The sequence below is a fragment of the Bradyrhizobium sp. WSM4872 genome (genome assembly GCF_055811715.1).
This window is the reverse complement of the sequence record NZ_JBVVPT010000002.1, coordinates 220,038-243,208: the sequence shown is the minus strand read 5'-3', so window position 1 is coordinate 243,208 and position 23,171 is coordinate 220,038. Positions and strand designations below refer to the sequence as shown.

General features: G+C 65.2%; 17 protein-coding genes and 1 pseudogene. 5 read left to right on the top strand and 13 right to left on the bottom strand.

What is annotated here, in order from left to right; translation table 11 throughout:
* Position 1: 1 nt before the first annotated feature.
* The 7 genes and pseudogenes from AC0L3C_RS04230 to AC0L3C_RS04200 form a co-directional block, all read right to left on the bottom strand.
* Complete coding sequence (locus AC0L3C_RS04230) at positions 2–1,651, bottom strand: hypothetical protein (protein WP_473407263.1); 1,650 nt, start codon at positions 1,649–1,651, stop codon at positions 2–4.
* Complete coding sequence (locus tag AC0L3C_RS04225) at positions 1,641–2,420, bottom strand: hypothetical protein (protein WP_473259318.1); 780 nt, start codon at positions 2,418–2,420, stop codon at positions 1,641–1,643. The genes AC0L3C_RS04230 and AC0L3C_RS04225 overlap by 11 nt, the downstream gene beginning before the upstream one ends.
* A 71-nt stretch (positions 2,421–2,491) precedes the next feature.
* Positions 2,492–4,870: a flagellar hook associated protein gene (locus tag AC0L3C_RS04220; RefSeq protein WP_473407262.1), complete on the bottom strand. Its 2,379-nt coding sequence runs from the start codon at positions 4,868–4,870 to the stop codon at positions 2,492–2,494.
* Positions 4,871–4,891: 21 nt separating this feature from the next.
* The gene (gene flgK / locus AC0L3C_RS04215) at positions 4,892–6,775 is read right to left on the bottom strand and encodes a flagellar hook-associated protein FlgK (RefSeq protein ID WP_473282993.1); all 1,884 of its coding nucleotides are present in this window, start codon (positions 6,773–6,775) and stop codon (positions 4,892–4,894) included.
* Between the two features lie 35 nt (positions 6,776–6,810).
* Positions 6,811–9,063 carry a flagellar hook-basal body complex protein gene (locus tag AC0L3C_RS04210; protein ID WP_473259325.1) on the bottom strand — a complete coding sequence of 751 codons (2,253 nt, stop codon included), beginning with the start codon at positions 9,061–9,063 and terminating at the stop codon, positions 6,811–6,813.
* 178 nt (positions 9,064–9,241) lie between these two features.
* Positions 9,242–9,754 carry a peptide-methionine (R)-S-oxide reductase MsrB gene (msrB, locus tag AC0L3C_RS04205; protein ID WP_026233843.1) on the bottom strand — a complete coding sequence of 171 codons (513 nt, stop codon included), beginning with the start codon at positions 9,752–9,754 and terminating at the stop codon, positions 9,242–9,244.
* Between the two features lie 56 nt (positions 9,755–9,810).
* A pseudogene (locus AC0L3C_RS04200) lies at positions 9,811–11,357 on the bottom strand (NAD(P)/FAD-dependent oxidoreductase).
* A 92-nt stretch (positions 11,358–11,449) separates the two neighbouring features.
* Between AC0L3C_RS04200 and AC0L3C_RS04195 the strand changes: the two are divergent.
* On the top strand, positions 11,450–11,983 hold the full coding sequence (locus AC0L3C_RS04195) for a SixA phosphatase family protein (RefSeq protein ID WP_473259331.1): 534 nt from the start codon (positions 11,450–11,452) through the stop codon (positions 11,981–11,983).
* A gap of 104 nt (positions 11,984–12,087) precedes the next feature.
* Positions 12,088–12,513 carry a universal stress protein gene (locus AC0L3C_RS04190; RefSeq protein WP_007602088.1) on the top strand — a complete coding sequence of 142 codons (426 nt, stop codon included), beginning with the start codon at positions 12,088–12,090 and terminating at the stop codon, positions 12,511–12,513.
* A gap of 902 nt (positions 12,514–13,415) precedes the next feature.
* On the opposite strand, the gene AC0L3C_RS04185 is transcribed toward AC0L3C_RS04190, so the two are convergent.
* Positions 13,416–13,652, bottom strand: coding sequence for a DUF1127 domain-containing protein (locus AC0L3C_RS04185; RefSeq protein WP_473259335.1), 237 nt, complete (start codon positions 13,650–13,652; stop codon positions 13,416–13,418).
* Positions 13,653–13,836: 184 nt separating this feature from the next.
* Between AC0L3C_RS04185 and AC0L3C_RS04180 the strand changes: the two genes are divergently transcribed.
* Positions 13,837–15,180 (top strand): aminotransferase-like domain-containing protein, encoded by a 1,344-nt coding sequence (locus AC0L3C_RS04180; RefSeq protein ID WP_473259337.1) that lies wholly within the window; start codon positions 13,837–13,839, stop codon positions 15,178–15,180.
* Between the two features lie 81 nt (positions 15,181–15,261).
* Here the strand turns inward: AC0L3C_RS04180 and AC0L3C_RS04175 are convergent, their stop codons facing one another.
* Positions 15,262–15,861: a YdcF family protein gene (locus tag AC0L3C_RS04175; RefSeq protein ID WP_473407261.1), complete on the bottom strand. Its 600-nt coding sequence runs from the start codon at positions 15,859–15,861 to the stop codon at positions 15,262–15,264.
* Positions 15,862–15,923: 62 nt separating this feature from the next.
* Positions 15,924–16,511, bottom strand: coding sequence for a hypothetical protein (locus AC0L3C_RS04170; RefSeq protein WP_473407381.1), 588 nt, complete (start codon positions 16,509–16,511; stop codon positions 15,924–15,926).
* 79 nt (positions 16,512–16,590) lie between these two features.
* On the opposite strand from AC0L3C_RS04170, the gene AC0L3C_RS04165 reads away from it, so the two are divergent.
* Positions 16,591–17,025: a hypothetical protein gene (locus tag AC0L3C_RS04165; RefSeq protein ID WP_027566871.1), complete on the top strand. Its 435-nt coding sequence runs from the start codon at positions 16,591–16,593 to the stop codon at positions 17,023–17,025.
* A 2-nt stretch (positions 17,026–17,027) separates the two neighbouring features.
* On the opposite strand, the gene AC0L3C_RS04160 is transcribed toward AC0L3C_RS04165, so the two are convergent.
* The 3 genes from AC0L3C_RS04160 to AC0L3C_RS04150 all read right to left on the bottom strand — a co-directional run bounded on the left by AC0L3C_RS04160 (position 17,028) and on the right by AC0L3C_RS04150 (position 21,597).
* Positions 17,028–19,427 (bottom strand): bifunctional diguanylate cyclase/phosphodiesterase, encoded by a 2,400-nt coding sequence (locus AC0L3C_RS04160; protein ID WP_473283000.1) that lies wholly within the window; start codon positions 19,425–19,427, stop codon positions 17,028–17,030.
* Between the two features lie 112 nt (positions 19,428–19,539).
* Positions 19,540–20,949, bottom strand: coding sequence for an MFS transporter (locus AC0L3C_RS04155; protein ID WP_473407260.1), 1,410 nt, complete (start codon positions 20,947–20,949; stop codon positions 19,540–19,542).
* A gap of 141 nt (positions 20,950–21,090) precedes the next feature.
* Positions 21,091–21,597: a YciE/YciF ferroxidase family protein gene (locus AC0L3C_RS04150; protein WP_007612365.1), complete on the bottom strand. Its 507-nt coding sequence runs from the start codon at positions 21,595–21,597 to the stop codon at positions 21,091–21,093.
* A 416-nt stretch (positions 21,598–22,013) separates the two neighbouring features.
* Here AC0L3C_RS04150 and AC0L3C_RS04145 point away from each other — a divergent pair, with 416 nt between their 5' ends.
* The gene (locus tag AC0L3C_RS04145; RefSeq protein WP_018457547.1) at positions 22,014–23,096 is read left to right on the top strand and encodes a lysylphosphatidylglycerol synthase transmembrane domain-containing protein; all 1,083 of its coding nucleotides are present in this window, start codon (positions 22,014–22,016) and stop codon (positions 23,094–23,096) included.
* Positions 23,097–23,171 lie beyond the last annotated feature (75 nt).

Here is a 23,171-nt window from a genome sequence, read left to right as displayed (position 1 = left end):
CTCAAACCTCGAACGCGGATTTTTCCGGCATGGCCGCAGCCGCGGCACGGTCAAGCAGCAGTTCGATCTTCGCCAGGACGTGAGCGATACGATCGAGAATGTGCTGCAAATTGTGTTGCGCCTGTGCGGCGTCGGCGGACCAGGCTTCGGTGACGAGCCGCGCGCCCACACAGAGGCGCAGCACGGCCTGCGGCGCATCGTCCGGCCGCTCCAGCCTGACCGGCTGGCCGATCAGACAACGTTGCGCGGCGACCTGCCGGTCCGCCGCGCTGCCGCCGATCTCCTGGTTGATGTCGCGCTCGAGCGCGCGATGAATGGCGCCGGTCTCGGCGATCGAGACAGGCTTGCCCTCGCGCAGCAGCGTGAATGGAAAGATCGTACGTTGCGCGAACTCCTCGTCGTCCGCGGCGCTCGTCTCGATTGCGCTTGGAACGGCACGAAGCGACGGCGACAGCGCGATCATGCTGTCGATGCCGGCTGCAAGCTCGGCCAGCATCCTGGCGCGGAAAGCCCCGGGCACGGCGTAGTAGCTGCCGATCTCCGCAAGCGCCGCCTCCCAGCGCAGCCATTGACCGAAATTCGGCCGGCGCTCGAAGCGCGAGCGCAGTGCCGTCCAGGCCATCGGCCAGTCGCAGCGGCCGGCATAGTCGAAGATGCCGGGCGCAATCGTGCCGATCCGGCCGAGTGACCGCGACAGACCTTTCGGCAGCAGCAGCGCACCGCTGAAGGCCGGCCCGCCGAAGAACTTCGAGCCGGTCATCAGCACCATAAAGCCGCGATCGAGATAACAGCGCAGCCGGCGGCGGCCGAGCCGCGCCTGGCAGGCATCGACCACCACCTGAACCTTGCGCGGCCAGCGCCGCGCGATCTCATCGAGGCAGGCAGCACTCGGCGCGCGCCAGCCGAGTTTTGACGAATCCATGATCTGCAACAGAACGCGGCGGCCTTGCGCGAGGCTGTTCTCGACGGCACGCATGACCGCAGCATCTGCATCGGCGCGCATCGCGAGGCCGGACGCGACATCGAGCAGCGGCACCGCGATGCTGTCGCCGGCGAGGCCCGCGACGGCGGCATCCTTGCGCACGACAATGCCGTTTGCCGTCATCGCGCTGAAATGATGTCCGCGCGCGGTATGGACCGTGCCGCTGCCGGTCTGGTCGGCGCCGACCACGATCGTCACCGGCGGGGCGCCAAGCACCGCACGCGCCAGGTACAACGCGTGGAGCTGGGAATCAGTACCGGAGGGCGAGAACACGATATCGACACGCGGCGCGAGCTGGAGATGGCTGCGCAATTCCTCGCGCATGTCCTCGCAGCGCGCGTCGAACGCGATCTCGACCTCGTCGAAAAGGCACCTGTGCATCAGTTCTTCGCGCGCCAGAGCGGCGCGGTCATAGGCGGCTTGCGAGATGGTCGAGGCGGTCGAGGAGGCGAAATCCCAGATCTCCGGCTTCGGCGAGGCCGCACAGCCATAGGCGTTGACGCGATCCCTCGGGTCGAGCGCCAGCCGCAGGTCTCCACCAGAGATCAGCAACGTATCCAGCGGCGTGAAGAGATCGCGCAGGCGATAGCGCGAGCCGCCGTCGAAAGCGCGCTCCGTGCCTGACACACAGGAGGCGCCGACGCTCATCCCGGAGGGCTCACGCCGCATCGGCCGCCGCCGGCGCGGCTGCGAATTGCGAAGCGACGTCGCCGCGGAACACCGACGGCCCGACGTGATCGAGCGAGCTCTGGATGTCGGCCCAGATATCGCCGCCGATATCGGTCCAGCGCTTGCAGAAGGCGAAGTCCTCGGAAAGATAGGTGCCAGTGGCGGGGTCGATCATACACTCGAACAGCGCGAAGCGGTTGCGGCTCCCCGCCAGGGTATCGTGAGAATGCTCGCGGAAGAATTGCAGGGCCGCATAGTCCGGATGACGGCACATCGTTTCCAGCACGTGGCGACGGATCATCAGGAAACCGGTCCCGGCGTAGCGAACGCGGGTAAAACCGTTGACCACCACGATGCGGTCGGGGTCCTCGATCTCGAGCACATAGTCGAGCGAGGCGGCCGGCACATCGGCCCGGCCGGCCTCGATCGCCCGCTTCGCCTTGTCCCAGTTGACCCGCTTGATCGGATAGCAGCCGGCAACGACGTCGGCTCCGCACTCGATCAGCCGGAACACCTGCTCGGGCTTGAACCCGATATCGGCGTCGATGAACAGGAAATGCGTCGCCTTGGGATCGTCCAGGAACATCGCGGCCAGATTGGCCCGCGCGCGCGTGATCAGCGCGTCTCCATCGCGCAGCAGCACCGTGAGCTCGAGATTGGGCACGCCATGCACGGCGCGCTGGAGCGCGAAGATCGAGCTCGCATAGATGCTCGACACCTGCCCGCCGAAACAGGGCGTCGCCACCACCAGCTGCATCGTGTCCGACATTGACGGCTCCGCCCCGCTCCAATCCTCACCAAGAGGTAAAGAGGCATGGTTAACGGCGCCTTAACGCATCCTTACAGGAACTTGACGAGCGAGAGCTGCGAGAGGTTCGAGGTCACCTGGTAGGACGCCTGGAGGGCATTCTGGAGCGACAGGATCTCGCTCGCGACCTGGTCCGGCGAGGCCGATTCCGCTTGGTCGATGATGGTCTGGAGCTGCGCCTTGGCCTGGGTCTGGCGCGTGCCTGCGTCCTTCATCGTGTTCTGGGCCATCGCGAGGTCGGTCTGGATGTCCTCGATGCGCTGCTGGCCGGTCTGCTTCGTCAGGGCCTGCGTCACCCGCAGGCTCAGTGCGGCGACCTGCCCGCCCGAATACTGCCCGGTCGGCGAGGTCGAGAACGTCCCGAACACGGCGACCGCCTGCAGCTCCTTGCGGATGGCGTCCTCGTTCGCCTGTGCGCCATACTGCACCGTGACGGAATCGTCGACCCGTGCCATCGCGGTGGAGCGCGGCGAGCCGGGCCCGTCATTGCCCAGGTACCATTGCACGGTGGTGGCCGAGCCGTTCACCAGCGTCGTCGCCGAGCCGAGGGGCGAAGAGCCGACGCGTAGCGGAGCCTTTGCCGCCGTAACCGGGGAGGTCGTGAAGCCGAGCGCCGCGAACGCCGTGCTGTTCGAGCTCGTGATGTTGAGGCTCCCGGGATCGTCCGTGTTGATCGTGATCACGCCGCCATGGATGGTCGACGGCTTCGTGGTGCCGGTGATCTGATCGATCTTGCCAAGGAGAGCTGTGATGTTGTCGGTAATGTTGATCTGGTTTGGGCCATTGGCGCCCGAGGCGACAAAAGTCAGTGTCTGACCGTTCACCGTGATCGTATCGGGGTTAACGACAGGCGGACCCGCCGACCCCGCCTGGAACGCCGCTGAGAGCACTTCCGGGCCGCCAGTGGTCGCAGTGCCGCTCAGCACAGTTGAACCGGTGATCTGAGGCGTCGACGCCACGCTGCCGCGCGTCACGCTGCTGAGACCGAGCGCCGTGGCCGCCGCGCCGCCGGTGACCGCCACGTCGGTGCCCGTGCCGGTCGCGATCTGGATATTGCCGCCGGCGCTCAGAGTCACGTTGGCGGCGGGGATGCCGGCGGCCGTCGCGATTGCATTCAAGATATCAGACACGTTCGCGGCGCTGCCCGAAGCCAATCCGATCGTGGTATTGCCGCTAGCCGTCGTGACCGTGGTGACGGTAGGGTCGAAGGTGATGGTATGGGCGCCGCTCGCGCCGGTGATGGTCAGGGTGGTACCGGTCGGAGCGTTGGCGAGCGCGTTGAGAATGGTCCCGTTGAGATGGGGTGTCGCCGAAGAATCGAGCGACGTGGTCGTAGACGCAATCGCCAATGCGCTGTCCTGCAACGCGACCGAGCCCGTCCCGGTCGTCGAGGTATAGGAGCGCAGATTGCCGGTGGCCGCCACATTCGCGGTGGCGGATCCCGCCGTATTGAAGAAATTGTCACCGGCCGTGACAGCGGACGCCGCCACCAGCGAGGTGCCGGCAAGCTTCTTGATCGCGGTGTTTAGCGCGGTATTGAGGTTGGTCGCGGTGTTGTTCGGGTTGACCGGGACGCTTGCATCGATCGCAAAGCTGCCGACGGGCGTCGGCGTCGCGGAGGACGCCGTCAGGTCGATCTGCTCGGTCGAGCCGTCGGGCAGCGTGAACTGCACGCTGAGCTTGTCGCCGTTTTTCGGATTGACGCCGTTGAGGTCGACCGAGAACGACACCGGCGAGCCGCTCGGACCGGTGACCGTCGCGCCGGTCAACGTCGAGGAGACCGCGGCGATCTTCAGGCCGAACGGCGATACCGCGGCGTCCTCGGAGACCATCACCGAGCTCGGCGTCGGCTGTGGCGTCGCCAGCACCAGCCGGCCCATGCCGTTGGCGCCGAGGTCGGCGGCCTGCCGCTCCGCCATGACGGTCTTGAAGCCCGCCTGCGTCGTAGTGCCGTTGATGATGTCGCCGGCATTCGCGACGGACGGCGTGTTGAAGGCGGTTCCGGAGAACAGATAGCGGTTGCCGGACTGCGTGTTGAGAACGCCGACCATCGAGCCGAATTGCGCGGCTGCGGTGTTCTGCGCGACCGTCTGGCCGTTGACGTTGAGGTCCTGCGCGGTGTTGGCCGAGCCCGTCTGCACCGTGTTGCGGATCGTGGTCAGCGACTGCAACGCGGTATTGGCGAGGTTGATGCTGACGTTCACGTTGGTCATCGTGTCCGTATAGGCGCCAATGTTGGAGAGCTGCGCGCGCCCGGCGATCGCAAAGCCCTCGTTGGTGCCCATCCCGGAATAGTTCTGCGACAGCTTTCCGGTCGAGAGCTGCGTCGACAGGTCGGTGAGCTGCTGGTTGATGTTGCGGATCTGCGAACCGAGAACCGACGAAGAATAGTTGATGCTGCTGATCGACATGTTTCAGAGCCCTGTTACTTGTTACACTTGAGCCTGGATCAACGTATTCATCATGCTCTGCACCACCGACATGACATGAGCGTTGGCGGCATAGGCATTCTGGAGCTGGATCAGGTTCGACATCTCCGAGTCCAGATTGACGCTGGCGGTCGAGTTGAACTTGGCCTGCAGCGTCGAGACCACGACGCTCTGGCCCTGCTGGAGCTGGGTCGCCTGGGTCGCGGCATTGCCCTGAACGCTCAGGAACTGCTGGAGATAGTTCGAGACGCTGCCGGTGAAGGGCTGGCTCGCCGAGCCCAGACCGGATTGCGGTGAATAGGAGAACACCGCCGAGGTGAGCTGCGAATAGAGATAGTCCGAGCGCGTGGTGTCGCCGGTGGGCGTCACCGGCGAGATGTTGTAGACCGACAGCCTGGTCGGGTCGGTGGTGAGCTGCGTGTTCACGGCGATGCGTCCGGCAAGGCCGGTCATCTGCGAACCTGAGGCCGTGATCGCGCCGGTGTAGAGCGCCTGCCCACCATCGGTGAACAGCGGCAGTTGCGGATTGCCAGAGGTCAGCGACGAGATCGTCTTGGTGATCGAGGCCGAATTGACCTTGGCGAGGCCGCTGTTGTCGTCGGTCACCCGCAATGTGGTGGCCGTCGCCGGCGACGGGGCGGCGGCGAATGACAGATGCGAGCCCGAAAGCGCGGTGTTGAGCGCCGAGGCGATCGCGCCCATGCCGCCGGAGAAGTTCACCCCGATCTGCATCGGATTGGCGTTGGTGGGGTTCTGGAGCGGCAGCGCCGCCGGATCGGTCACGTTGACCAGTGTGACCTGTCGCATCGTGTTGGTGGTCGTGTCGGTGTAGCTGAAGTTGACGCTGTTGCCCGGCGCCGCCCCGGCAAGGTCGAGATCGAACCCGGCCGGCGGGCCGGTGACGGTGCTCCCGGCCGTGGTCTTGTCCGACAGCGCGCTCGACATCGTCGCGGCGAGCTGGTCGATCTGGTTCTGCGCCTGCACCAGCGTCTGGTCCCGCAACTTCAGATCGGCCGCGATCTGGCCCGACGACACCACGTTGTTGGCGACGACGTCGACCGACGATCCGTTCGGGAGCTTGATGTTCAACGCGCCGACGCCGGATTTGGCCGGATCGATGTTGTAGAGCGAGGTCGCCGATAGCGCGCCGGCGGACGCAAAGGTGAATTGCGAGGCCAGCCCGGCGCCGACCAGCTGGATGCCGGTGGTGGTGTAGATGTTGGCCTGGTTGGACCCGTCGGTGGTGACGTGGACGTCGACATATTTCGACAGATTGTTGATGGCCTGGTCGCGCTGGTCCATCAGCGTCGCGGCCGAGGGGTCGTGTTCCGACAGGCCCTGGAGCCTGGAGTTGATGTCGGCGACTTGCTGCATCGCCGCGTTGGCCTGCTGCGCCGAGGTGCTGAGATCCTGCTCGACGTTGGAGCGCAGCGACTGGATGCCCTTGGTGGTGAGGTTGAGCTGCTGCGCCAGCGTCTGCGCGGCGCCGAGCGCAACCGTTTGCGCCGACGACGAGCCCGCGTTGGTCGACAGCGCCTGCAGTGCCGTGGTGAAACTGTTCAGCGCTGTCTCGAGCGTACCGCTGTTGCCGGGCGTGCCATAGACATTCTGAAGCTGCTTCAGGATGTTGGCCATCTGGTCGGCGTAGCCGCTGCCGCCGGTCTCGGTGCGCAGCTGTTTCTGCACATAGGTGTCGAGCTCGCGGCTGACGCCGGTCGTCGTCACCGTCGAGCCGAAGTCGCCGGTGGTGACCTCGATCTGGTTCGGCGTCTGGACGACGTAACCCGGCGTCTGCGAGTTGGCGACGTTCGAGGAAACGATCGAGAGCGCAGCCTGATTGGCACGCAGACCGCTCATCGCACTGGCGAGGGCTGAACTCAAACCCATGTTGACTTGCCGCCTCTGGTTACGTCACGCCCCAATCAGCGCAACACATTCAAGAGATCCTGAACCATCGTATTCGCCGTCGTGATCACCTTGGTGTTGGCCGAATAGGCCTGCTGGGTCACGATCAGCTTGGTGAATTCGTCGGCGATGTCGGTGTTCGAGCCTTCCAGCGACGAGCCGCTGATCGAACCGGAAGCACCGTCGATGGCAGGGCCGGACTGTTCAGTCGCGGCGTAGGCGCCGCCGTCCTGCGCCTTCAGGTAGTTGGTGCCGTTGAAGTGCGACAACGAGACCTGTGCGAGGTCGAGGTTCTGACCGTTGGAGAAGGTGCCGACCACGAGGCCGTTGTTGTTGACCGCGACCGAGCGGAGCTGACCGGCGGCGTAGCCGTTCTGGGTGATGGTGTTGATGGTGACGGCGCCGCTGGTGCTGGCATATTGCGTCAGTCCGCCCGAGGAGATGTTGAAGGAGACCGAGCCCAGCGACTGGCCGCTGACGCTGACGTTGTTGATGGTGATGCCCGAGCCGCTCGGCGAGGTCAGCGAGCCGTCGGCGGCAAAGGTGAAGGCCTGGCCGGTATTGACCCAGCCGACCGTCGTGCCGGTCGCATTCGGATCGGTCTGGTAGAACATGTTCCAGGTATCGGCATGGCCCGCGCCCAGCGAGGCACTGTCGGTCTTGGCCCAGCGTAATTGCAGATTCACCGGCGTGCCGGCCGCGTTGTAGGCGGTCACCGCGCCACCGCTGATCGATTCCTTGGTGAAGGTGGCGATGTCGTTGCCGATCACGCCGCCGGTGCCGGCAACGCCACCACCGTCACGATTCTTGGTGATGGTCGAGGTGAACCCGAGCGCGGCGAAGGCGGCGCTGTTGGAGCTCGCCACCGACAGGTTGGAAGCTGTGCCGGTGTTCAGCGTGATCACGCCGCTGCTGCTGACCGACGACCCCGTTGCACCGGAGAGCGCGTCGATCTTGCCGAGCAGCATCGTGATGTTGTCGGTGACGTTGATTTGGTTCGGGCCTGACGCGCCGGAGGCCATGAAGGTCAGCGGCTGACCATTGACCGTGATGATGTCGCCGGCGGAGAAGCCCGATGTGATCACCTCGGCGCCGCCGGCCGCCGCCGCACCGCTCAGCACCGTGGCGCCCGAGATCGCGGGCGAGGACAGCACATTGCCGCCTCGCGTCACGCTGCTGATGCCGAGCGCCGTGGCCGCCTGACCGCTACCGACTGCTACGTCGGTGGTGGTGCCGCTGGAGATCACGATGTTGCCGCTGGCGCTGAGCGTTGCGGTGACGCCGGCACCGCCGGCGGTCTGGATCGCGCTCAGGATGCTGGCCACCGTGGCCGTGGTGCCCGCGCCGAGACCGATCGTGGTGTTGTTGCCGGCGGTCACGACAGTGGTGCCGCCGTTGAAAGTGACCGTGTTGCCGTTGATGGTCAGCACCTGGCCGCTGAGTGCGGTGAGGGTGGTTGAGGCGAGATGCGTACCCACGGAGTTGTCGAGCGAAGTGGTGGTCGATGCCACCGCCGCAGAGTTGTTCTGGAGCGCCGTTGTGCCGGTCGCAGTGGTCGACGAGTATGGCGAGCGGATATTGCCGGTCGCGGCAGCGCCGGACGTTGTGGCGTTTGCATACGGCGGAGGCGGCGTGCCGACCGGCAGCGGGTTGGCCGCGAAGTCCGACGGGTTCAGTCCGCCGGCCGCCAGCAGCGTCTTGGTCGCCGCCGTCGTGCTCGCCACGGTGTTCGGCTGGGTCGGCAGGTTCGCCGCGTACTGGATCGAGGTGGTCGCCTGCGCCGGAATGAAGTTGTTCTGGAATTTCAGGACTGTCGCGACGTTGCCTTGCGGGTTGCCGGTTTTCGGGTCGACCGTGACGCCCATCAGGTAGTAGCCGGCGCCGTTGACCAGATTGCCGTTGGCATTGAGCTGGAAGTCGCCACGCCGCGTGTAATAGGTGACGCCGCTGAACACCGGTGCGTTGTCGACGACGCCCGTCGCCTTCTGGATCGAGAAGAAGCCGTCACCGGTGATCGCCATGTTGGTGGCGACGCTGGAGCCCGAGATCGTGCCCTGCGTGGTGATCGTGGCCTTGGCGTTGGCCGTCACGCCGCCCGCGACCTGCTTGCTCGGGACCGATGAGTCGGGAATGAGATCGACGAAACTGGTGCCGATGCCCTTGTACGCGGTGGTGGATGAGTTCGCGATGTTGCCGGAAATGTTCTGCAGCGCGTAGGACTGCGCCTGCAGGCCACCCACCGAGGTGTTCATTGCATCGAAGATACCCATAACTTTGTCTCCAGATCCGATCTCGGCGGCCGGTCGACCATGGCCGCAGTCGGAGGAGACTGTCGCAAGGGCTATGCCAATGCAGTTTTTGTCATGAAATCAATCACTTAACGAAAAAGCCCCGGTCTGATGACCGGGGCACAATTGCCGGGACCGGCAACAATTGCCGGGACGAAAGCTAGGTTGCGGACGCCGCCGCGGGATGAAAGACCAGCCCGAAACCGTCGATGCAGTAGCGCAATCCGGTCGGCTTCGGACCGTCGTCGAAAACGTGGCCGAGATGGCCGCCGCAGCGCCGGCAATGCACCTCGGTGCGGAGCATGCCGTAGGTCCGGTCCTCGGTCTTGCCGACATTGCCCTCGATCGGCTGGTAGAAGCTCGGCCAGCCCGTGCCGCTCTCGAATTTGGTATCGGAGGCGAACAGCGGCAGGTCGCAGCCGGCGCAGGCGAAGACGCCCTTGCGGTGCTCCTTGAGCAGCGGGCTGGAGCCCGGCCGCTCGGTGCCCTCCTTGCGCAGGATCTCATATTGCTGCGGCGTGAGCTGGGCACGCCATTCGGCGTCCGTCTTCTCGATCTCGAATTTCTGCGCGGCTTTCTCTCCAGCCTCCGCGGGCGATGCTCTGAGCCAGCGGAAGGCCGCAAGGCCGAACAGGCCGGCGACGGTCGTCAACAGGATGCGGCGGTCAAACATCTCATTCTCCATGCGGGAGCGTCTACGCCCTGAGATACGGGCTCTAACGGCTGACGTTACACTTCCGGGCGGGATTTTTCTCGGGTCTCTTGCGCGACGCGGTCCTCGCGCGAGACCGGTTCCGAGGCTGGTTCTGAGGCTCGTTCCGTGCCTTCGGACGCAGTTTTCGGCGGCTGGGCAAGCCGAGGCCTGACGCCTGACGGCGGACGGCGCGGACCGGTGCCGGCGGCCCGGTTGGCTTCGGCGAGGCGCGTCTCGCGCTCTCTGTCCTTGATCCTGGCACGTTCACGATAGCGGGCAAGCGAGCCTGCGGCTGCGGAACTCGCCCTGCCCCAGATTCCGACCAGTTGGCCGGCAACCCCCCCCCACCAGACCCCCCCCCCCCCCCACACCCACACGGAGAAAAGCCACCCCCCCAGACCAGCTCGAACGGTGAGAACAGCTTCCAGCGCTCGTCGCCCCACAGGATGCTGCGGGCGATCATCTGCCCGGCCATTGCCGAGGTGTTCATGCCCTGGCGGCCGAACCCGCTGGCCACCCACAGGCCTTTGCGCAACTGGCCGATCTGCGGCATGCCATGCACGGTCTGGCCGGTGGCGCCACCGAACGTATCGGTGATTTCGACATTGCCGAGCTGGGGGAAGATCGACCGGATCCGCCGCCTGACAGCGCCCGCAAAGCGTTGCGGGCGCGCCGCCCAGGTTGTCTCCGGGCTCTCCCACATCAGGCGGTCGCCATCGACGATCCGGAAATGATCGACGCCGTCGGAATCCATCACTGATCCCTTGAAGGCGACGATCTCGTGCACGCGCTCGCCGAGCGGCGCGGTGATGCCGGCATAGCGCCAGACCGGCAGCAGCGTTTCCGACAGGCGCCGCAGGGGCGCACCGAGATGGATGTTGCCGGCGAGCACGATATGGGTGGCGCGCAGCCGCGCCGAGGGCGTGACGATCCGCTTGCGGATGCCGGAATGATCGATGCTGACGACCGGCGTATCCTCGAAGATGCGGGCGCCTGCGCGCCGCGCCAGCGCCGCAAGGCCATGCACATATTTGCGGCCGTCGACCTGGAACGCTCTCGGATAATACACGCCGTGGAAGTAGTGATCGGTCTTGAGCACCTCGCGAACGCGATCGACCTGCCAGCCCTCGGCCTCGGTGTCGAAATCCTCGTTCAGCATCTGCAAGCGGCTGATCAGCCGGTCGCCGGCATCGACGTTGGAGACCTCGAGCACGCCGTCGGTCGGGCCAATTCCGGGCATGTTCTCCTCGGTGGCGTTGGCCCGGACGAACTCGGCGCCCTCTTTCGACAGCGTCCACAATTCCCGCGCGTCCTCGAAGCCGATTCGCTCGATCAGCTCGGCGAGCGGCAGCGCGAAGCCCGGCATCACGGTGCCGAGTTGATTGCCGGAAGCGTTCCAGCCGATGTGGCGGCCCTCGAGCACCGCGACGCTGGCCCCCAGCCGGGCCGCCTCGAGCGCGATGGACAGTCCGGCAAGCCCGGCCCCGATGACGCAGATATCGGCATCGAGGTCGAACGACAGCCGCGCCCGGTCGCGAAATCCGGCTTCTTCCTGGGACACGCTTGTGAAAGTCTCGCTCATGTCGTTTCTTAAAGGACTGAGCGGCCGCTTGTCACCTTGTCCTCGACCGGCGCCTGTAGATTATCCTGGTCGTGTAACGATTCGAGAATGCCATGCGCCGTTTGCTGCTGCTGCGTCACGCCAAGACCGAGACCGACGCGCCGAGCGGCCGTGACCAGGACCGCCGGCTCGACGATCGCGGCCACAAGGATGCCGCCGAGATCGGCGACTGGATGGCCGCCCATCCCCCCTTTCCCGAGGCCGTACTGGTATCGCATGCCGTCCGGGCCCGGCAGACCTGGGACATTGCGTGGGAGACCATGAAGGACCGCGTCGCCGCGCCGCAGGTGGAGGTCCTGCCGGAACTCTACGCCGCCGATCCCGCCCAGATCCTGGAATCCATTCGCACTGCAACCATTCCGGCTGATCCGAAGCAATTGCTGCTGGTCGGCCACAATCCGGGCATGCACGAGATCGCCCTGATGCTGACGGGCAGCGGCGATCCGGCCGCCGCCAAGGCGCTCGCCGACAACCTGCCCACCTCGGGGCTTGCGATCTTCGATTTCGACGTCAAGGATTGGGGTGACGTGGCTTACCGCCGCGGCAAGCTGGTGCTGTTCGTCAGTCCAAGGCTACTTCGAAGTTAAGGCTACTTCGAACTTAAGGCAGCTTCGAAGTTAAGGCTGCTTCGATCGGGTTGATCGCACGACGTGCCGGCAAGACGTCCTGACTGGAAGATTTGGAGGCGCAGATGTTCAAGTCCATCCTGGTGCCCATCGACCTCGCCGACACCGACCTGGCCAAGCCGGCGATCGCGACCGCGGCAACGCTGTCGCAGACCTGGAGCGGCGTGGTGCGCCTGCTCAACGTGCTGCCGATGACGCCGGTGATGCTGGCCGAATACGTGCCGGCCGATTTCGACGAACAGCAGCGCCAGACCTCGGAAGAAGCCCTCGCCATCGTCGCACGCGAGTCCGGCATCGAGCCTTCCCGCATCTCCAGCGTGGTGCGCCAGGGCGGCATCTATCACGAGATCCTGGAGGAAGCCGTGCACATGAAGGCCGAGCTGATCGTGATGACCTCGCACCGGCCGGCGATGCGCACCTATTTCCTCGGCTCCAACGCCGGGCATGTCGTGCGCTACGCGAAGTGCTCGGTGCTGGTAGTGAGGCACTGAAGGCTCTGTTCGTAGCCCGGATGGAGCGAAGCGTAATCCGGGGCCGCTGTGCCCGCATGGATGGAATCCCGGATTGCGCTGCGCTCCATCCGGGCTACAAGATATCGCATTGCCCGTCGGGCAAAACACCCGAACTGCAGGTCAACACCTGCCGCTGAAAATATTCCACTTTACCGAATTTCGGAAACGGCGTATGTGTCGCCGCAACCCGGCCCAAGGAAGAGGGGCGTATCGCGATCGTCACGAACGCGGGCCGGACAGCGGCGGACGCTGGGCCACACCGGCGCGAATGGCTTCGCAGGGCGGGCAACCGTGAGCGAAGGCGTCGCGCACACGACCGGTGTGATCAGCGTACGGCAAAACCGTGTCGTCCTGACGCCCGGGGTCTGTGCGTCAAGTCTTGTGGTGATGTGGCGGCCCGACCGGGCACGCAGCATCAGCGATCCATGAGGCGACGGGGGCAATAGTGCATCGCTCCCCGGGGAGATCACGACATAAGCCGTCAAACCGCTGCGCAGGGAAGGCCGGACGTTTTGGCTTCACCTGTATGCCGCTGTGCAGATTTTCTTACTGCAACCTCGCACAGTGGACCGCGGGTGCCAGCCGGCGCCCGGTCTTCCCTGCGCCCTCTTTCATTTGGGGGCAAGGCGATGAAGCAAAGCTCGGGCGAAACAAGCCGCGAGGATGCGAAGGTGCGTCTACGATAAAAGCGCAAGCTGAAGGAGCGACAGTGCTACCCACAAACGCCGTCATTGCGAGCGCAGCGAAGCAATCCAGAGTCTTTCCGCGGAGGGATTCTGGATTTGCTTCGCTGCGCTCGCAATGACGATGTCGAAACAGGTGTGCCTGAAAACTCAGTCTGGTGCCCCGGACGCAGCGCGTCCGGGACAAGAGCGAAGCACTTACAGATACCGCGTCAGCTCTGCTTTGGCCTGACCGTAGACCGCGTCCTCGATCTGGCTGCGCGTGATCCCGATGTCGCGCAAGGCGCGGTCATCGAGGTCGTTCAGCGTCTTGACGGCGGAGCGGCGCTCCAGGTGGTCGAACAGCGCATAGGCGCCGTTGGCCAGCTTGCGGAAAAATCCGTCCGACGAGGATGAGCGTAAACTCCGCCCGGCGGTCTGCGAGATCGTGGTCATTGTCCTTCTCCGGCCTGTTGTCCACGCGGCGATGCGGATGCCGTTGGCGCAAGCGCCCGAGCGCCTGCACCTCATTTGCCGTCGGATTGCTCTCGCTCTCCTCGGCTCAATCGTGAAGCTTGATGGAACTTAAATGCTCCAGTACACTACTCGGAGCAAGTAAAACATTGCTCTCGGTGCAATAATGTCCAAGTTCGAATACGTGAAGCTTGCCGATGCCATTGCTCTCGATATCTCTAACGGCACGTTAAGGCCGGGCGATCGGCTGCCGCCGCAGCGCAATTTTGCCTATGACCGTGGCATCGCGGTCTCGACCGCGAGCCGGGTTTATACGGAGTTGCTCCGCCGCGGCCTCGTCGTCGGCGAGGTCGGCCGCGGCACTTTCATCTCCGGCGCCATCAGGCGCGAGGTCGAGGCGCTGAGCGAGCCGCGCGACGCGCGGATCGATTTCGAGGTCAATTATCCGTTATTGCCGCAGCAATGGGCGATGATCGCCAAGAGCCTTGCAGGGCTCGAGCGCGTTGACGCGCTCGAATCCGCACTGCGCGTCTCCACCAGCACCGGCACCAAGAGCGCGCGCAATGCAGCCGCCGCCTATCTCGCGCGCAAAGATTTCGCGCCGCAGGCCGAGCAGATCATCTTCACCGCCAACGGCAAGCAGTCGCTCGCGGCAGCCCTCGCGGCCCTCGTTCCCACCGGCGGCCGCTGCGGCGTCGAGGCGCTGACCTATCCTTACGTCAAGAGCATCGCCGCGCGGCTCGGCGTGACGCTGGTCCCGATACCGATCGACGAATTTGGCGCGCGCCCAGACGCCATCCAGAAGGCGCATCGCGAGGCGCATCTGTCGGCGCTGTATCTCCAGCCCATCATCCAGAACCCGCTCGGCGTCACCATGAACGCGACGCGGCGCGCCGACATCATGCGCGTCGCCGAGAAGCTCGATCTCACCATCATCGAGGATGCCGTCTACGGCTTCCTGGCCGACGACACGCCGCTGGCCGCGCTCGGTCCCGACCGCTGCATCGTGATCGACAGCCTGTCCAAGAAGGTTGCGCCGGGCCTCGCGCTCGGCATCCTGGTCGCGCCGCCGCGATTGCGCGAGGGCGTGATGAGCGCGGTGCGCACCGGCGGCTGGATCGCGTCCGGCCATGCGCTGGCATCCGGACAGCGGCTGATGGCCGACGGCACCGTTGCCGAGCTGACGCGGCTGAAACGCATCGATGCCGCGCGCCGCCAGCAGACTGCGGCAAGGCTGCTCGCCGGCTACCAGCTCTCCGCCGACCCGCGCTCCTATCACCTCTGGCTCATGCTACCGGCACACTGGCGCTCGCAGACCTTCGTCGCCGCGGCAGCCCGGCGCGGCATCGCGCTGACACCGTCCTCGACCTTCGCGATCGCCCATGGCCACGCACCGAACGCAGTGCGGCTCGCACTCGCCCCGCCTTCGTTCGAGCAGCTCGATTCCGGCCTGCGCACGCTCGTGTCGCTGCTCGGCACCAAGGAAGAGGATTTCGACTCGACGGAGTAGCTAAAGCGTTTTCGAGCGAAGTGGATACCGGTTCGCGTCAAGAAAACGCGTCAAACAAGAATCTGATGCCGTTTCCCCCGCTCAGGCCTCCGGCCATTCCGCGATGAAGCCCTTTGCCTTGTAGGGCTCGATCTTGTCCCATTCGTGCAGCATGCGGCGCCAAAATTCGGGATCGGTGTGCCAGAGCGCGCGCGGCGTCGCAAAGCTGTCGACCGTGAGCAGCATCTTCTCGACCTCCGGCCAGTGCCGGTGCAGCGTCATCGGATAACGCCGCGCGGTCCAGGTGTTGCCGAGGCAGATCACATCGCGAACATTGTGCAGCCCGAGCGCCGCGTCAATGATCGGCAGCGAGAGGATCACGTTCTCGCCGGTGTTTTGGGCATGATGTTCCTCGATAATTCGGTCGGCCGGAATGCCCGCCGCGACCATCGCCGCCTTGATGATGGTGCACTCGGATTGCTCCGAGCCCGGCGTCACGCCGCCGCTGACAATCGACCAGCGGAACAAGCCCTCGCGCCACAGCCTCGCGGCAGTATCGGCGCGCAAGCTGACGTCCTCGCGGGTGCCGAACATGAACAGCAGGTCGGCCGGCCGCAGCGGCGTGTCGATCAGATGCGTACGGTTGATCTCGGCGATCTCATCTGCCGAAGGCCTACGCGTGCTGCGATCCATGGCTGACATGACCGCAAGATACGACGCCGACGCAGGGGCGCGAAGTCACATTTGGTTGCCGCCCATTGCAGCTAGGGCAGCAACGCTCCCGGCAGGCGATCGAAGCTGTAGCTCCGCGGCTGGTTACGCCGGACGAAACCGCCGATCTGCCAGGCGAACAGCGCGGCAAAGCCGATGATGAACAGCGCGCCGGCGAATTCGCCGATCGCGAGCGCGCGGACCAGGAGCCCCGTCATCGCCACCGCAAGCACCGCAAGAAAAGCCAGCATTGTCGCGTAGGTCCTGCGGCCAAGGCCCGCGATCAACTCGGCGCGGCTGCCGGCCTGCGCCATGCGCGCGTGCAGCGCGACGATGAAATTGCGAAAGCCATTGTCCTGCGGCGCCATCAAGGCCGCGGTCTGCCAGCTCGTCGACAGGATCGCGATGCGGCCGCCGCCAGTATGGCTGACATCGGCGCGAAAGCGGTGCTGCTGCATCGAGACGGGGCGGAACGACAGCCGGATTGCACCGATCTCGTCGTAACGCCACAGGCCCGAACGGCCGCCGATGTGCCATGACAGCCCCTCCTCCGTCAGCTCGAAGCGATGCGCCGAGCCGATCAGCGACGCCTTGTAGGCATAGCTCGCGCCCGCGGCCGCTTGAGCTCCCGAATCCTGCATCTTCACAAACAATCCGATCCGGGCGATCCAGTCTGCGATCCGCTTGCGTGAGCGCCCTGCCCCATCCTACAAGCGAGACATGGCTGAGACGATTTTTTTTCCGCGGCGCCTGATTCTCGGCGCCGCCGTGATCTCCGGCGTGCTGCTCGCGCTCGCCGTGCACATGCTGGGCGCGCGTTACGGCCTCGACCTCGGCGGCCTCTGGCACTCGGACACGCACGAGTTCATACCGGCGGGCGCGGCGATTGCCTGGTGGCTGATCGCCTCCGTCGGCTTCTCCGGCGGCTATTTCACGGCAACATTGATGCAGAGCGCCGTCTCGGGCCAGATCCCGCAACGGATGCGGCAGTTCCTGATCGCGGTCGGCGTGCTGCTGCTTGCGGGTGCGGGCCAGGTGGCCTCGGCGCCGAGCCCGGTCCCGACGGTCTCGGGCGTGCTGGCCGGGATTGCCGCCCTGGGCCTCGGCGCCGTGATGGCGTTCTGCGGCGCGCATTTCGCACTGCGCCGCGGCTAACCTCAGGCGGTCGCGCGCAACGGCGGTCGGTCCAGCATGATCGCGACATCGGAAGCGGGCCGCGGCTTGCTGAACAGATAGCCCTGCGCCTGGGTGCAGCCTTCGCGCCGAAGCAGCTCGAGTTGCCCGTCGTTCTCGACCCCCTCTGCCGTGGTGACGATGCCGAGGCTGCGCCCGAGGCCGGTCACGGCCCGGATGATCGCCATCGAATCCTCGCGCGTCGCCAGCTCCGACACGAAGGAGCGGTCGATCTTGATCTTGTCGAACGGGAAGCTGCGCAGATAACTTAGCGACGAATAGCCGGTGCCGAAATCGTCGAGCGAGATGCGCACGCCCATTGCGCGCAGCTCGTGCAGGGTGGTCAGCGTCGCCTCGCTGTTCTGCAGCAGCACGGATTCGGTGATCTCGAGTTCGAGGCGGCGCGCGTCGAGGCCCGACAACGCCAACGCCTCGGTCACGGATGCGATCAGATTTGGGTTCCTGAACTGCACGGGCGACAGGTTGACCGCGACGTCGACATCGTCAGGCCAGGTGGCGGCGTCGGTGCAGGCGGAGCGTAGCACGAAATCGCCGAGCTGGATGATGAGCCCGGTCTCCTCGGCCAATGGAATGAAGCTGAGGGGCGCGATCAGGCCGCGCTGCGGATGATTCCAGCGCAGCAGCGCCTCGAACGCGACGACGCGACCGCTGGCGACGTCGCGGATCGGCTGGTAGTACGGCTGGAACTCGTCACGTTGCAGCGCCGCGCGCATGTCCATCTCCAGCAGACGCCGTGCTTGTGCGCGAGCATCCATGCCGGTCTCGAAGAAGCGATAGGTGCCGCGGCCGTCCGCCTTGGCGCGGTACAGTGCGAGGTCGGCGTTCTTCAGCAGTTCATCGGGATTGTCGCCGTCCTGCGGCGACAGCGAGATGCCGATAGAGACACCGATGATGATCTGATGGTCGTCGATCTCGTAAGGCGCCGAGATCACCTCGACCAGGCGGCCGGCAAGGGATCGTGCCGCGGTTTCCTCGGAACGTCCGATCTGGACCACGGCGAACTCGTCGCCACCGAGCCGCGCCACGGTGTCGCTCTCGCCGACGGTGGCCTTCAGCCTGCGCCCGACCTCCTTGAGCAGCGCATCGCCGATGGGGTGGCCGAGCGAGTCGTTGATGTCCTTGAAGTGGTCGAGATCGAGACAAAGCACCGCGAGCTGGTCGCCCGATCCGGTCCGGCGCAGTCCCTGCACGAGCTGCTCGTGGAACAGCACGCGGTTCGGCAGGCTGGTCAGCGCGTCATGGCGGGCCATGTGCGAGATCTTGGCCTGGGCCTCCAGCCATTCGGTGATGTCCTCGAAGGTCGCGACCCAGCCGCCACCATGCATCGGCTGGTTCACAACCCGGATGGAGCGGCCGAACCTGGTCACGACGTCGGTCGTGGTGCGGCTCTCGCGCGCGTCGGCGACGAGGCGGGCGAAGAATTCGCCGGCATCGCCCTGCCACTGACCCTTCGCCTGCTCCTCCCGCAGCACGTCGACCAGCAGTCGGCCGGTGAGCAGGATGTCGGTGCGGCCAAGCATCGCAGCATAACGCTCGTTGAACAGGATGATCTTGCCGTCCGCATCGAACATGCACAGTCCCTGCGACATATTCTCGAGCGCGGTATCCAGCACGACCTGCTGGCGGCCCAGTTCGCCCTTGGCGCGGCGATCGAGCAGCGCGGCCACCAGCGCAATCGCGATGATCGCAACTGCGGCACCCGCGGTAAGAAAGGACAACGAGGCCGGCGGGATCGATAACCCGCTGATCGCGAGCGTCGGATCCGGCGTCAGAACGACAGCGCCCATTGCGGTGAAATGATGTGCGACGATGGCGACCGTCAGCAGTGTGCTCGCGGTCAGCGCGTGGAAGAGGTCGTCGCGCCGCGCAGCGACGAACAGCGCGAGCGCCGCGAAAACAATTCCGAACAGCACCGAGGCGGCAACCGTGCTCCGGATCCAGTCGACCCGTGCCGGCATCTCCAGCGCCGCCATTCCGGTATAATGCATCGTCGCGACCGCGGCGCCGACGATGGCGCCGCCGAGCACGATCCACGGCGCGCGCACGGAGGATGCCGCAAGACTCAAGCCCACGAAGGTTAAGGAGATCGCGAAGATCAGGGAAAGGATCGTCACCGGGATGTTGTAGGCGCCGGCACCGCCCGGCCCGTAGGCGAGCATCGCAATGAAATGCGTCGCCCAGATGCCGCATCCGCTGACGGCGGCATCCAGGGCGATCCAGACCAGGCGCCCGGAGCCGTGCGTCGCGCGCGCCCGGTGAAACAGGCTGATCGCCGCCGCGCTTGCGAGCAGGCACACCGCGCCGCCAAGCGCGACGAGCCGCCAGTCGTGCTCCTCGGTGAGACAGTAGAGAACTTGATGCATTGCGGGCCCCTATCGACCCACACATGAACCGACAGAGATGGACAGTCGGTAACCGGCTACGTGCCTGTTTCGGGGATGGTGAACGGAATCTGTGTTCAATCGCTCGGATTGTTCATCCGCGCGAAGGCGCGGCGAGGCCGATCACGGCGGCGGCGAGCAGCAGCACGGCCGCCGACACGACCAGCGACAGGTGCAGGCCAGTCATAAACGACCCCTCCGAGGCCACCAGCGAACCGAACAGCGCAACGCCGAGCACGCTGCCTGTCTGCCGCGTCGCGTTCAGGACGCCCGCCGCGATGCCGGAGCGTGCCTTCTCGACGCTGCCCAGCAAGGTCGAGGTCAGCGGCGGCACCAGCAGCCCAAGTCCGCTGCTGATCGCGATCATCTGCGCAAAGATCGCCCAATAGCTCGTGCCGGCTTCGATCCAGAGCAGGCCGACGCAACCGAGCGCCGAGACGCAGGCACCGACGACGATGGTCGGGCACGGGCCGATACGCTCGGCGAGGCGCGGCGCCAGCAGATTGACCGGCAGCACCACCGCCATCATCGGCACGAAGGCGAGACCGGTCCACCATGCCGACAGCCCGTTGATCCTCTGGAAATACAGGCTGAGCACGAAGATCAGGCCGTAGATCGCGATGTTGACGAGCAGGCCGACGAGCGAGGTCAGCGCGAACAGCCGGTGGCCGAACAGCGACAGCGGCAACATCGGCTGCGCCGCACGGCTCTCGCGCCAGACGAAGAGCACGGCGAGAATTGCAGCTGCGACGAAGGCCGCGACCACGGCTGGGTCGTCCCAGCCAAGCGCGCCGCCTTCGATGATCGCGCCGGCGAGTGCTCCCAGCGCGCCGATCGCGGTAAGCTGACCGGGCAGATCGATCTCGCGCGAGCGCGCCCGCGTGGTTTCGCTGGCGTAACGCCAGCTTAACCACAGGCCAACGAGCCCGACCGGCAGATTGACCAGGAAGATCGCGCGCCAGCCGACCAGCGTGATCAGCGCGCCGCCGACGAAGGGGCCCGCGGTGAGCGCGAGGCTCGCACCGGCGGCCCAGATCGCAACGGCGCGGCCGCGCTCGCGGTCGTCCGGATAGGCATGATTGAGCAGGGCAAGAGAATTCGGCACCAGAATCGCCGCTGCCAGGCCCTGGACCAGCCGCGCCCCAATCAGCACGCCCGCATTGGGCGACAACGCACAGGCGAGCGATGCCGCGGTGAAGATGGCGAAGCCCGCCATGAAGACGCGCTTGGCGCCAATGCGGTCGCCGAGCGCGCCGGCCGTCAGGATGAAGGCGGCAAAGGCAATGGTGTAGGCGCTGACCACCCATTGCAGCTCGGCGACGCCGCCGCCCAGCGTCCTGCCCATCGCGTCGAGTGCGGTGTTGACGATGGTGACGTCGAGCTGCACCACGCCATAACCGAGGCTCATCGCGGCGAGCGTGAGCGACGTTGCAAGGCGCGATGAGGCGCGCGGCGCGCCCGCTCCGTGCGCGAAGGATTCATATTTGATGGTGCTGACTCGCATGCTGCCACCTGTGTTGCAGCCCCATGCGGCATATAGACCTTCAGTCTGCTGTCGTGTTTCGACAATGATCGAATAGTGAGTGCGCGACGCGGTAGCGCCGCGCGGCTGAACCGCGCGGCGCCTTCATGGTCAGATTTGGGCTCAGCTCGCCGCGCGCAAATTCACCTTGCTCTCGGCGATCGTGGTCAGCTTCTTGTCGGTCGCCTTCTCCTCCTCGAGCGTCTTGGCGAGCACGCTGGCGCAGTCGTTGCGGCCGAGTTGCTTGGCCCAGGCGATCAGGCTGCCGTAGCGGACGATCTCGTAATGCTCCGCCGCCTGTGCCGCGTTGATCAGCGCGGCGTCGAGCACCGCCTTGTCGGCGACTTCGCCGGCGGTCTCGTCGGCTTCCTCGATGATGCCGTCGATCGCCGGGCAATCGACCGCCTTCACCTGCGCACCGTGCATCTTGAACACTTCCTCGAGGCGCTTGACGTGCTCCCTGGTTTCTTCGAGGTGCGTCAAAAAGCCCTGCTTCAGCTGCGGATCGGTCGCCTTATCCGCCATTTTCGGCAGAGCCTTGGTGAGCTGCTGCTCGGCGTAATAGATGTCCTGGAGCTGATGCACGAACAGGTCGTTCATGGTTTTGATGTCTTTTGTGAACAATCCCATCGGTCCGATCCTCTCGGGTTGTGGGAACACGGAGGCACCGGCTTTCAGGAGAAGCCGGTTATTCCGCCATGTTCGATTGCTGATGCGGCATTAACCAGCGCACGGCATCGTCGTTCCAAAAAAGCCCGCATCCCTTGCGCTGGAACAATGCCGGCCGTGCAGGATCTGAAATCATGTCACGGACGGACGCGACCGGTCCCACGACTCATATGCTTAACGCGCGTCCGATGTGAACCGCGTATGACAAAGTGGCCGGTCCAAGTCAGAACCTATCCTTGTCAAGGGCTGCACAAGTCACTGTTTTTGCCTTAAATGAGCTACATCATGCCTAGCCATCCAAGCCCACATCGGGCACTGATCGCATCCGATCGGCCAATGTCTGGCCTGGTCGGTCTTGCCCCCCGCCGGGAGGATGAATGCACGGACTGCTGACCGCGCTGAAGCGCGGCTTCAAGAGATGGATCGGCTGGCGGCGACTCGGCGTTGCGGCGAGCGTCTTTATCATTGCGTTCGCGATCACCACGCTGGTACGGACGCTCAAGGGCATCGACACCGGGGTCATCCTGACCGCGTTGACCGAGATCCCCCGCGGCAATATCGGACTGGCAGCGATCTGCGTATGCTTCGCGTTCTGTACGCTGACCTTCTACGACTTTTTTGCACTGCGAACGATCGGCAAGAAGCACGTGCCCTATCGCATCGCAGCGCTCTCCAGCTTCACATCGTATTCGATCGGCCACAATATCGGCGCCACCGTCTTCACCGGGGGAGCGATCCGCTTCCGGATCTATTCGGATTACGGGCTGAACGCGATCGACGTCGCAAAAATCTGCTTCCTGTCCGGCCTGACCTTTTGGCTCGGTAACATCTTCGTGCTCTCGATCGGCATGGCCATCCATCCGGATGCCGCCTCCTACATGGATCAGCTGCCGTCGTCGATTAACCGGTTGATTGCGATCGGCGGCCTCGCCTCGATCGGCGCCTATCTGGTCTGGCTGTGCATGGGCGAGAAGCGCCGCGAGCTTGGCCAGAAGGGCTGGAAGGTGGTGCTGCCGTCAGCGCCGCTGACGCTGGTGCAGATCCTGATCGGTGTCGTCGATCTCGGATTCTGCGCGCTGGCGATGTACCTTCTGGTGCCGGCCACTCCGCAGATCGACTTCCTCTCGCTCTCCGTGGTGTTCATTTTGGCGACTTTGCTCGGCTTCGCCAGCCACGCCCCCGGCTCGCTCGGCGTGTTCGACGCCGCCATGCTGGTGGCGCTGCCCGAATTCGGCCGCGAGCAGCTTCTTGCCACGCTCCTTGTCTTCCGCATCCTCTATTTCGTGATCCCGTTCGGTCTGGCCATCTCCATCATGGGCGCACGCGAGCTCTGGATGAATGTGGTGGAGCCCTGGCAGGAGCGCCGACGGCTGGCGGAGGCCTGCGCGCAGGCCAACCTGCCCAAGCAGGTGGCGGCGATGGAGCGCGAGCGGTCGCTGCGGCAGGCGAGCAAACGCTGAGCATGATCCGGAAAAGTGCGAAGCGGTTTTCCGAAAAGATCATGCTCCAACGATAGTCCGCTAGACGACGGCCGG

Bases quoted from the DNA above. Each gene is read 5' to 3' on its own strand.
- AC0L3C_RS04175 (WP_473407261.1), bottom strand. From the start codon at position 15,861: ATGTCAGCCATGGATCGCAGCACGCGTAGGCCTTCGGCAGATGAGATC.
- AC0L3C_RS04180 (WP_473259337.1), top strand. From the start codon at position 13,837: ATGTCCAAGTTCGAATACGTGAAGCTTGCCGATGCCATTGCTCTCGAT.
- AC0L3C_RS04185 (WP_473259335.1), bottom strand. From the start codon at position 13,652: ATGACCACGATCTCGCAGACCGCCGGGCGGAGTTTACGCTCATCCTCG.
- AC0L3C_RS04230 (WP_473407263.1), bottom strand. From the start codon at position 1,651: ATGCGGCGTGAGCCCTCCGGGATGAGCGTCGGCGCCTCCTGTGTGTCA.
- AC0L3C_RS04165 (WP_027566871.1), top strand. From the start codon at position 16,591: ATGGCTGAGACGATTTTTTTTCCGCGGCGCCTGATTCTCGGCGCCGCC.
- AC0L3C_RS04210 (WP_473259325.1), bottom strand. From the start codon at position 9,063: ATGGGTATCTTCGATGCAATGAACACCTCGGTGGGTGGCCTGCAGGCG.
- AC0L3C_RS04170 (WP_473407381.1), bottom strand. From the start codon at position 16,511: ATGCAGGATTCGGGAGCTCAAGCGGCCGCGGGCGCGAGCTATGCCTAC.
- AC0L3C_RS04190 (WP_007602088.1), top strand. From the start codon at position 12,088: ATGTTCAAGTCCATCCTGGTGCCCATCGACCTCGCCGACACCGACCTG.
- AC0L3C_RS04195 (WP_473259331.1), top strand. From the start codon at position 11,450: ATGCGCCGTTTGCTGCTGCTGCGTCACGCCAAGACCGAGACCGACGCG.
- AC0L3C_RS04225 (WP_473259318.1), bottom strand. From the start codon at position 2,420: ATGTCGGACACGATGCAGCTGGTGGTGGCGACGCCCTGTTTCGGCGGG.
- AC0L3C_RS04160 (WP_473283000.1), bottom strand. From the start codon at position 19,427: ATGCATCAAGTTCTCTACTGTCTCACCGAGGAGCACGACTGGCGGCTC.
- AC0L3C_RS04150 (WP_007612365.1), bottom strand. From the start codon at position 21,597: ATGGGATTGTTCACAAAAGACATCAAAACCATGAACGACCTGTTCGTG.
- AC0L3C_RS04145 (WP_018457547.1), top strand. From the start codon at position 22,014: ATGCACGGACTGCTGACCGCGCTGAAGCGCGGCTTCAAGAGATGGATC.
- flgK (WP_473282993.1), bottom strand. From the start codon at position 6,775: ATGGGTTTGAGTTCAGCCCTCGCCAGTGCGATGAGCGGTCTGCGTGCC.
- AC0L3C_RS04220 (WP_473407262.1), bottom strand. From the start codon at position 4,870: ATGTCGATCAGCAGCATCAACTATTCTTCGTCGGTTCTCGGTTCGCAG.
- msrB (WP_026233843.1), bottom strand. From the start codon at position 9,754: ATGTTTGACCGCCGCATCCTGTTGACGACCGTCGCCGGCCTGTTCGGC.
- AC0L3C_RS04155 (WP_473407260.1), bottom strand. From the start codon at position 20,949: ATGCGAGTCAGCACCATCAAATATGAATCCTTCGCGCACGGAGCGGGC.